Source organism: Synechococcus sp. R6-10, from assembly GCF_047461815.1.
Taxonomy (GTDB): domain Bacteria; phylum Cyanobacteriota; class Cyanobacteriia; order Thermostichales; family Thermostichaceae; genus Thermostichus.
Genome location: NZ_JANSHW010000205.1, coordinates 1 through 896, shown reverse-complemented (window position 1 = coordinate 896; position 896 = coordinate 1). Strand labels below are relative to the sequence as shown.

General features: G+C 56.4%; 2 protein-coding genes. One reads left to right on the top strand and one right to left on the bottom strand.

Annotated elements, in window-relative coordinates; all coding sequences use genetic code 11:
• Positions 1-93: 93 nt before the first annotated feature.
• Positions 94-615 (top strand): peroxiredoxin, encoded by a 522-nt coding sequence (locus NW837_RS06415; RefSeq protein WP_414329958.1) that lies wholly within the window; start codon positions 94-96, stop codon positions 613-615.
• Positions 616-619: 4 nt separating this feature from the next.
• Here the strand turns inward: NW837_RS06415 and NW837_RS06410 are convergent, their stop codons facing one another.
• Positions 620-805: a hypothetical protein gene (locus NW837_RS06410; RefSeq protein ID WP_011433765.1), complete on the bottom strand. Its 186-nt coding sequence runs from the start codon at positions 803-805 to the stop codon at positions 620-622.
• Positions 806-896: the final 91 nt, after the last annotated feature.

The following is an 896-nucleotide window of genomic DNA, read 5'->3' as shown; positions in this document are numbered from 1 at the left end:
TTTATAAAGTTATGTAAACTAGAAATCGGGTTTTAGAGAGGTCCTAGAGTGGCAGTGAAGGAAGTGGGCAGAGTTTGGCGCTGGTTAAACCTCATGGGATTGGTTGTGGGCCTGCTTGTGGGCTTTGGGATGACTCAGCCTGCCTGGGCCCAGTGGGGAACTACTCCTCTCCCGCCAATAGGTTCTCCGGCACCGGAGTTTGCATTGCCAGATCAAGCCGGGCAAATACGGCGGCTGGCGGATTTTCGGGGGGAGTGGGTGGTGTTGTATTTTTACCCCCGCGACTTCACTTCCGGCTGTACGATTGAGGCCCGCCGCTTTCAGCAAGATTTGCCCAAGTTCCGGGCCATGGGGGCGCAGGTTGTGGGCGTGAGCGCCGACTCGGTGGACTCCCACAAGCGCTTTTGCTCGGCAGAGGGGCTACAGTTTCCTTTGCTGTCGGATCCCGATGGTACGGTTAGTCGAGCTTACGGCTCCTGGATGGGCGATGTTGCCCTGCGCAATACGTTCTTGATCGACCCGGAGGGGATTTTGCGAGAAATCGACCCAATCGTGAACCCCAGCCGCCACAGTGCTGAGGTTCTGGCCCAGTTGCAACGGCTTGTCGGTAGCTAGCCCTCTAGCTTTCCGGGCCAAAAGTCTGCTCAAACTCGTGGAGCAACTCGTCGATCTCCTCCAGCGCTTGGTTGACATCCACGCGCAAGCTGCCCAAGTCTGGCTTTTCCAACAGCTTGGCTACCGCTGGCCGGCGTTCGCGGATTAGCTTGATGCGCTCTTTCAAGGCGGCAATTTCGGCGGCGTCCATAGCTTCAGAGACCTAATTGACTGATACATTCACGCTGAACTCTCCTGAACATGGTTCAGGAAAGAAGCGATCGCATCCTGCCTATCTCTGA